This is a genomic window from Cellulomonas sp. (assembly GCF_035634735.1).
GTDB lineage: Bacteria > Actinomycetota > Actinomycetes > Actinomycetales > Cellulomonadaceae > Cellulomonas.
Map to the genome: position 1 here is coordinate 1 of NZ_DASQCJ010000242.1, position 7,129 is coordinate 7,129.

The following is a 7,129-nucleotide window of genomic DNA, read 5'->3' on the forward strand; positions in this document are numbered from 1 at the left end:
CGGCACAGCGCCCGCGCCTCGGTGGTGGCGCTGGCGATCCTCGTCGTCGGGATGGCGCTGGCGGCGTGGGCGGCGGCGACGCTCGCGCTGCCGGTCGTGCTGCTCGCCGCCGCGGTGCTCGGCGCGGGCTACGGGCTCGCCCTGGTCGCGGGGCTGTCCGAGGTGCAGCGCATCGCCACCGCGGAGGACCTCGCCGGGCTCACGGCCGTCTACTACTCCGCGGCGTACCTCGGGTTCTTCGTGCCCGCGGTGCTCGCCTGGTTGTCGACGCGGTGGGCGTACCCCGAGATGTTCCTCGCCGGCCTGGGCGTCGCGGCGGTCTGCCTGGTGGTGGTCGCGACCGCGTGGCGGGCCCACCTGCCGGCGGGGGACGGCGGGACCGTCCGGATACGGTAGAGTTTCCGAGGCTCCTGCGGGGGCCGCCGAGGTCCCCTCGCGGGGACCATCGGGCTGTGGCGCAGCTTGGTAGCGCACTTGACTGGGGGTCAAGGGGTCGCAGGTTCAAATCCTGTCAGCCCGACGTGGAAGCCCTGGTGGGAGAGATCCCACCAGGGCTTCGTCGTTCCCGCACGCGCTGCTCGGGCTCGGGACGTGAGGGAGGGACGTGGCACCAACGACCGGTACCGAAGCCGCGTGCGAGCTGCCCGAGTCCCGTGCTCGGTTGATCGTCGCGGCGTCGGGAGAGCGGCTCGAGGTCCGGCTGCGGCACCCCGCGTCGTGGCTCTACCGGATCGCACCGACCAAGCCCTACCGCGAGGCCATGGGGGAACGCGGACGCGACGTGTGGCTGGACTTCACGGACCGAGGCGACCGGCCGCGCATCACGATGATCACCAACCACAGCGAGTTCAGGGGGTGGGGCACAGTCCTGGTCGAGTCGCTCATGACCGCGTATCCCGGTGTGACCGCGTGGCCCAGCACCGCGGTACGCCCCGATGGTGTCCGGTTCTGGATCGCGATGCGCAAGCGGTACGGCGTGACGCTGATCGGCTTCGACGAGGAAACGGGGCTCCTGAAACTGACCAAGCGCGGGGAGGTCCACGACGAGCGGGCGCGGGCTGCTCGGACGCGTGGAGTGGACGACTTGGACGCCTTGGTCAGGACGCCTGCTGTTCCGACCTCGCGCGCGGGCCTTGCGCGGTGGTGGCGCCCGGCGCGGTCACGATCGACCGGCCGATGACGACGTCGCGCGGCAGCGGCGTCGCGCGAGCACGTCGCGCGGCGGTGCTCCGCCCCACCCTCGGCGGTTGGTCCGCCGCGAGGTATTCGGTTGCTTCCCGCACCTGATCTCGCTCAGATGGTGGTCCTCCACGGGCGACGGGAAGCGATGACGACGAAGCACGGTGATCACGACCGCTGGCACCCGGGCGGCTCCAACCCGGTCCCTTCGCAGGACGACGGCTCGGGCTACGCAACCGAGACGAAGGCGCGCGACGCGGACATCCCGCGGATCTTCACGGTCCGCGAGAGCGCCCATCGCATCCACAACCCGTTCACCGCGCAGAAGTACGCGACGCTGGGCGAGGCGCTCCGGCTGCCGCCGGGCACGACCGCGCTCGACCTGGCCAGCGGATCCGGGGAGATGCTCTGCACCTGGGCCCGGGACCACGGCGTGACCGGCACGGGCGTGGACCTCAGCGCGACGTTCACGGCGCAGGCGCGCGCCCGCGCGGACGAGCTCGGCGTGGCCGACCGCGTCCGGTTCCTGCACGGCGACGCCTCCGGGTACGTCAGCCGCGAGCCGGTCGACCTCGCCGCGTGCGTCGGCGCCACCTGGGTCGGCGGCGGCGTCCCCGGCACGGTCGCGCTGCTCGCCCGCAGCCTGCGGCCCGGCGGGACGATGCTCCTCGGGGAGCCGTACTGGCGTCGGGTGCCGGGCGACCGGGAGGCCGCGCAGGCGTGCGGGGCGGACGACGTCGACGACTTCCTGCCGCTGCCCGACCTGCTCGCCCGGCTCGGCGGCCTCGGGTACGACGTCGTCGAGATGGTGCTCGCCGACCAGGACAGCTGGGACCGCTACCAGGCCGCGCAGTGGCTCACGATGCGGCGCTGGCTCGACGCGAACCCGGGCGACGAGCTCGCCCCGGAGGTGCGCGAGGAGCTGGCGACCGGTCCCGAGCGGTACGCGCGCTTCACGCGCGAGCACGTCGGGTGGGGCGTGTTCGCGCTGCGGGAGCGCGCCGCTCGCTAGCGGCCGGCGGCGTGGGGTCGCGGTGAGCGGGCCCGCGCCGCGACGACGGCGCCGCGCGGGCGCGCCGGGCGTCACCCCGGCAGCCGCGCCAGCCGCCGCAGCGCCGCCAGCCCCTCCGGGGACCCGGGCCAGTGCCGCACCAGCGCCTCCGGCCCGGCGCGCCGCACAGCCGACCGCAGCACCAGCGCCACCACGATCGCGTCGTCCACCCAGCCCAGCACCGGGATCACGTCCGGGACGAGGTCGAACGGCAGCGCGAGGTAGCCGAGCAGCAGCCACAGCCGGACGCGGACCCCGCGGGCGAGGCCCCGGTCGGCCGCCAGCCGCCGGACCAGCCGGACGACGTCGGGCAGCAGCCGGAGCAGCTCGCGCAGCCGCAGCTCGTCGGGCCGGGTCGCCCAGAGCGACGCCACGAGCGCGAGCCACAGCAGCAGCACGCCCCCGAGGACGCCGACGAGCGTCCACCCCCAGTCCGGCACGGGGGGACCGTACCGCCCGCGCCGCCGGAGCGGCGCGCGCGCTCACGCCCCGGTCAGCACGACCAGCCGCTGGGTCGCCCGCGTCATGGCGACGTACCGGTCGACCGCCCCGGTCACGCCCCCGCCCCAGCGCTCGGGGTCGACGAGCACCACGAGGTCGAACTCGAGCCCCTTGGCCGCGGCGGGCGACAGCGACCGGACCCTCGGCGCGCCCGGCACCTCCCGGTCCGCGCCGATCACGCACGCGACGCCCTCCGGGTGCGCGGCGAGCCAGGCCGCCAGCAGCTCGTCGAGGTCGCCGACCGACCCGTGCACCACGGGCACGCCCGTGCTCCGGACCGAGGTCGGCACGTTCGCGTCGGGCAGCGCCGCGCGGATCACCGGCGCCGCCTCGGCCATCACCTCGACCGGCGTGCGGTAGTTGATCGACAGGGACGCCACGACGGGGGCGCCCAGGCCGACGCGCCGCAGCCGGTCCGCCCACGACTCGGCGAACCCGTGCCGCGCCTGGGCCCGGTCGCCGACGACGGTGAGGCTGCGCGCCGGCGACCGGCGCAGCAGCATCTGCCACTCCGCGTCGGACAGCTCCTGGGCCTCGTCGACGACGACGTGCGCGAACGGGCCGGCGAGCCGGTCGGTCCCGGTGCGGGCGTCCGCCGGGTCGCCGAGCAGCGCGTGCTCGAGGTCGGCGCCCCGCAGCATGTCGAGCATGCCCTCCTGCTCGCCCTCGTGGTCCGCGGCGATGAGGTCGTCCGCCACCCGCGCGCGGTACTCCCGCTCCGCGGCCGCCTCGGCCTCCCGCCGGTGCCGCCGCCGGGACGCGGCGGGGTCGCCGAGCCGGTGCCGCGCGGCGTCGAGCAGCGGCAGGTCGGCGTCGGTCCACGCGCGCGGGTCGGGGCGCTGCAGCAGGTTCACCTCCTCGGGGGTCAGCGACGGGGCGCACAGCCGCAGGTAGGCCGGGACCGACCACAGGTCGGCGACCAGGTCGGCGGCGTCGAGCACCGGCCACGCCCGGTTCAGCGCGGCCGTCAGGTCGTCGTGCCGGCGCAGGGCCCGGCGCAGCAGGTCGTCCGGGATCTCGCCGTCCTGCTCGCGCGCCCGGTCCACCAGCAGGTCGACCAGCGCCTCGGTGATGACGTCGCGGGCCTCGTTGTGCGGGGTGCCGGGGTCGGGCGCGCCGAACGCCTCGGCCCAGTCCTCGGGGGCGAGCCACAGGTCGGCCCACGGCGTCTCGACCAGCAGGCCGTCGGTCGGCGGGCGCTCCGAGAACCGCCCGGCGGGCTCGATCGCGCGGGCCAGCGCGAGGGTGCCCTTGAGGCGGGCCGCCTCCGGGTCCGCCTCCGGCACTGCCGCGGCGCCCTCGGGGACGAGGTCGCGCAGCACGCAGGTCCGGGCGCCGTCCTCGCCGAGGTTCGGCAGCACGTCGGCGACGTAGTCGAGGTAGGGCCGGCTCGGCCCGACGACGAGGACGCCCCCGCGGCGGTGGTCGACCAGCGGGTCGGCGTACAGCAGGTAGGCGGCCCGGTGCAGCGCGACGACGGTCTTGCCCGTGCCGGGCCCGCCGTCGACGACGAGGGTGCCGCGCGAGCCCGCCCGCACGACGGCGTCCTGGTCGGCCTGGATGGTGCCGAGGACGTCGCGCATCCGGGCGGTGCGGCTGGTGCCCAGGCTCGCGATGAACGCGGACTCGTCGTCCAGCGCGGCGGCCCCGTCCCCGTCCGGCCCGTCCCCGGCGAGCAGCTCGTCCCAGTAGTCGGTGACCCGCCCGCCGGTCCACCGGTAGCGGCGCCGCGCGGCCAGCCCCATCGGCCGGGCGCGGGTGGCGGCGAAGAACGGCTCGGCGGCGGGCGAGCGCCAGTCGACGAGCAGCCGGCGCCCGTCGGCGTCGGTGAGGCCGAGCCGGCCGACGTACACCGGCTCGCCGCCGTCGCGCGGGGTGGTGCGCCCCAGGCACAGGTCGAGGCCGAACCGGCGCAGCGCTCGGAGCCGCCCGGACAGCCGGCGCACCTCGGCGTCCCGGTCGAGGGTCTGCTGACCGCGGCCGGCGGGCTGCCGGCGCACGGCGTCGAGCCGGGCGGCCAGGTCGGCGGTCGTGGCGTCGAGGGCGTCGGCGATCGCGGCGAACCGCCGCTCGTCGTCGGCGATCAGGGCGGGGTCGGCCTTGGCGGCGAGGCGGTCGGGGAGGTGGAAGGCGGGGGCGGCGGTGGCGGTCACGGGGCTCCTCCGGGGCGTGCGGCGGCGCGTGGTGCGGGGGTGGTGCGGGGCGGTGCGCCGAGGATTCTCGGCCCGGGAGGGGGCCTTGCGGCAAGACCCCCGCCGCGCTATACGTTGAGAGTGGCGGAGGCGGCTCCCGCCCGGATGGCTTAGGGTTCCCTGGGTCTCGCCTGTGTATGCACCAGGCACCCCCTGCCCCGGAAGGTCCTTCCCGTGCGCCTGCCCTCGCTCGCCGTGCCCGCCGCCGCCCTCGTCCTCTCGCTCGGCCTCGCCGGTTGCTCCGCGGACGAGCCCAAGGAGAAGGACCGCGAGCCCGCCCCGGGCGCGTCCGCCGCCGCGGGCGAGGCCGAGACCGGCCCGCTGGACGTCGACTACGAGGTCGAGGCGGTCGACTTCGGGGCCGCCGGCGCCGTCACCGCCCCCGGCACCGCGCTCGGGCTCGGGCAGCCCGCGTGGCTGAACCAGACCGAGACCTACGGCGACCAGGAGGTCAGCGGCGGGGTCGGCGTCGCCGTGCTCCAGGTGAGCGAGCTCGACGCCTCGCTGTTCGACCAGTTCAGCAACGCCGAGGAGTTCGCGGGCTACACGCCGTACGCGGTCATCACGCAGCACCAGTGGCTGTACGACACCCCGGAGGGCTACGACCCCGCGACGGTCGACCTGTTCCCGCTGGACGCCACGGGCGCGGACACCGAGTACCTGACGAGCGGCTTCTCGCTGAACTCGCCCGGCGACTCGTGCGGCCTGCTGCTGCCGGAGTACGACGAGGAGACCCGCGTGCTGGTGTCGTGCTTCGTCGCGCTCGCCAAGGACGGCGCCGTGGTCACGTCGGCCGAGTACAACGGCGAGTCGTACCAGTCGTTCATCGCGTCGTCCGACAACCCCTACTTCCCGGCTCCCGTCACCTGGAAGTGACGTCCTCGGCCGTAGCGTGAGGCCGTGACCTCCGCGCCGCCGCCCGCCGCTGTGCCCGGCCCCGTGACCGCAGCACCCACCGAGCCGGGCGCGCTCCTGCTCACCGGCACCGTCGGCGCCGGCAAGAGCACGACCGCCGACCACGTGGGCGAGCTGCTCGCCGAGCGCGGCGTGCCGCACGCGGTGGTCGACCTGGACGAGCTGCGCCGGTCGTGGCCGGCCCCGCCCGGCGACCCGTTCCAGCAGGACCTGGAGCTGGAGAACCTCCGGGCGGTGGCCGGCGTCTACCGGCGGCGCGGCGCCGCCCGGCTCGTGCTGGCCGGGGTGCTGGAGGACCGGGCGGCGCGCGCGGCCTACGCCGAGGCCGTCGGAGTGCCGCTGACGGTGTGCCGGCTCCGGCTGGACGTGCCGGCCGTCCGGGACCGGCTGGACCTCCGGCACGCCGGGTACCCGTCGGTGCTCGCGTGGCACCGGCACCGAGCCGGGGAGCTGCACGCGATCCTGGAGGACGCGCGCGTGGAGGACGCGGTCGTCGACGTCGACGGCCTCGCGCCGGCCGAGGTGGCCGCGGCGGTGCTCCGGGCGGTGGGCTGGGACGCGTAGCGCGGCCGTGGTGCGGGACGCTCCGCGGCCGCACCACCCGCCCGCCGTGCCGCCCCGCGCGCCCCGTGGTCGACTGGCCCGGACCGCACGCCGCCGCACGGGAGGACCCGCACCATGGCCGAGCCGATCCACGTCGGGGACCGGGTGTCCTGGAACACGTCGCAGGGCCGGACGCGGGGGCGGGTCGTCGAGCGCCGCACGGCGGACTTCCAGCACGACGGCCAGAAGTTCACCGCGTCCGACGACGAGCCCGCCTACCTCGTGGAGTCCGAGAAGACCGGCGCGCGGGCGGCGCACAAGGGCTCGGCGCTGCGCCGGCTCGCGTCGGACTAGGTCGACGAGGCGCCGGTCAGCGCGACGCCAGCACCTGCGCGAGCCCGACCCCGGACCTGCCGGCGTACTCGACCCACACGGTGTACGCGCGACCGGCGGCCTGGTCGCCGACCCAGCGCTGCACCGCGGGCAGGTCCGGCGCGGCGAAGATCCGGAACTCCTCGGTCGTGCCGTAGGCGCCGACGAAGTCGACCCGGTACGTCGGCCGGTCGTCGACCTCGACCGCGTACCGGGGGTCGGTGTGCTCCGTGCGCATCGCGTCCTCCTCGCGTCGGGGGCCGGCGAGCCCCGAGACGGGGGACGTCGGCCGCGGTGGCGGCGCCGTCGCCGCCGTTCCCGATGCTGCTCCTCGGAGCAGCCGCGTGGTCGGGCCGTTGGTCGCTGCACGGTGTGC

Annotated in this window: 8 protein-coding genes, 1 tRNA gene and 1 pseudogene; 7 read left to right on the forward strand and 3 right to left on the reverse strand. The window is 76.4% G+C overall.

The window, feature by feature from the left end:
* The 4 genes and pseudogenes from VER05_RS20000 to VER05_RS20015 all read left to right on the forward strand — a co-directional run.
* Nucleotides 1–396: pseudogene (locus VER05_RS20000) on the forward strand (MFS transporter); the annotation flags it as partial.
* Between the two features lie 50 nt (nucleotides 397–446).
* Nucleotides 447–520 (forward strand) — tRNA-Pro (locus VER05_RS20005).
* Nucleotides 521–604: 84 nt separating this feature from the next.
* Entirely contained in the window at nucleotides 605–1,180 is a 576-nt protein-coding gene (locus VER05_RS20010) for a hypothetical protein (protein ID WP_324847058.1), read from the forward strand.
* Nucleotides 1,181–1,327: 147 nt separating this feature from the next.
* Nucleotides 1,328–2,191 carry an SAM-dependent methyltransferase gene (locus VER05_RS20015; protein WP_324847059.1) on the forward strand — a complete coding sequence of 288 codons (864 nt, stop codon included), beginning with the start codon at nucleotides 1,328–1,330 and terminating at the stop codon, nucleotides 2,189–2,191.
* 71 nt (nucleotides 2,192–2,262) lie between these two features.
* Here the strand turns inward: VER05_RS20015 and VER05_RS20020 are convergent, their stop codons facing one another.
* Nucleotides 2,263–2,670, reverse strand: coding sequence for a YkvA family protein (locus tag VER05_RS20020; RefSeq protein ID WP_324847060.1), 408 nt, complete (start codon nucleotides 2,668–2,670; stop codon nucleotides 2,263–2,265).
* 42 nt (nucleotides 2,671–2,712) lie between these two features.
* A complete protein-coding gene (gene helR / locus VER05_RS20025) occupies nucleotides 2,713–4,884 on the reverse strand; it encodes an RNA polymerase recycling motor ATPase HelR (RefSeq protein ID WP_324847061.1) in 2,172 nt (723 codons plus the stop codon).
* Between the two features lie 213 nt (nucleotides 4,885–5,097).
* Here helR and VER05_RS20030 point away from each other — a divergent pair, with 213 nt between their 5' ends.
* The 3 genes from VER05_RS20030 to VER05_RS20040 all read left to right on the forward strand — a co-directional run bounded on the left by VER05_RS20030 (nucleotide 5,098) and on the right by VER05_RS20040 (nucleotide 6,735).
* Nucleotides 5,098–5,799, forward strand: a complete 702-nt coding sequence (locus VER05_RS20030) for a hypothetical protein (protein WP_324847062.1) — start codon at nucleotides 5,098–5,100, stop codon at nucleotides 5,797–5,799.
* A 24-nt stretch (nucleotides 5,800–5,823) separates the two neighbouring features.
* Nucleotides 5,824–6,402 carry an adenylyl-sulfate kinase gene (locus VER05_RS20035; protein ID WP_324847063.1) on the forward strand — a complete coding sequence of 193 codons (579 nt, stop codon included), beginning with the start codon at nucleotides 5,824–5,826 and terminating at the stop codon, nucleotides 6,400–6,402.
* A 114-nt stretch (nucleotides 6,403–6,516) separates the two neighbouring features.
* Nucleotides 6,517–6,735: a DUF2945 domain-containing protein gene (locus VER05_RS20040; protein ID WP_324847064.1), complete on the forward strand. Its 219-nt coding sequence runs from the start codon at nucleotides 6,517–6,519 to the stop codon at nucleotides 6,733–6,735.
* A gap of 16 nt (nucleotides 6,736–6,751) precedes the next feature.
* Here the strand turns inward: VER05_RS20040 and VER05_RS20045 are convergent, their stop codons facing one another.
* Nucleotides 6,752–6,991 (reverse strand): hypothetical protein, encoded by a 240-nt coding sequence (locus VER05_RS20045; protein ID WP_324847065.1) that lies wholly within the window; start codon nucleotides 6,989–6,991, stop codon nucleotides 6,752–6,754.
* Nucleotides 6,992–7,129 lie beyond the last annotated feature (138 nt).

What these genes read in the sequence shown, in the direction of transcription:
- VER05_RS20015 (WP_324847059.1), top strand. Translation starts at nt 1,328, where the DNA reads ATGACGACGAAGCACGGTGATCACGACCGCTGGCACCCGGGCGGCTCC.
- VER05_RS20040 (WP_324847064.1), top strand. Translation starts at nt 6,517, where the DNA reads ATGGCCGAGCCGATCCACGTCGGGGACCGGGTGTCCTGGAACACGTCG.
- VER05_RS20045 (WP_324847065.1), bottom strand. Translation starts at nt 6,991, where the DNA reads ATGCGCACGGAGCACACCGACCCCCGGTACGCGGTCGAGGTCGACGAC.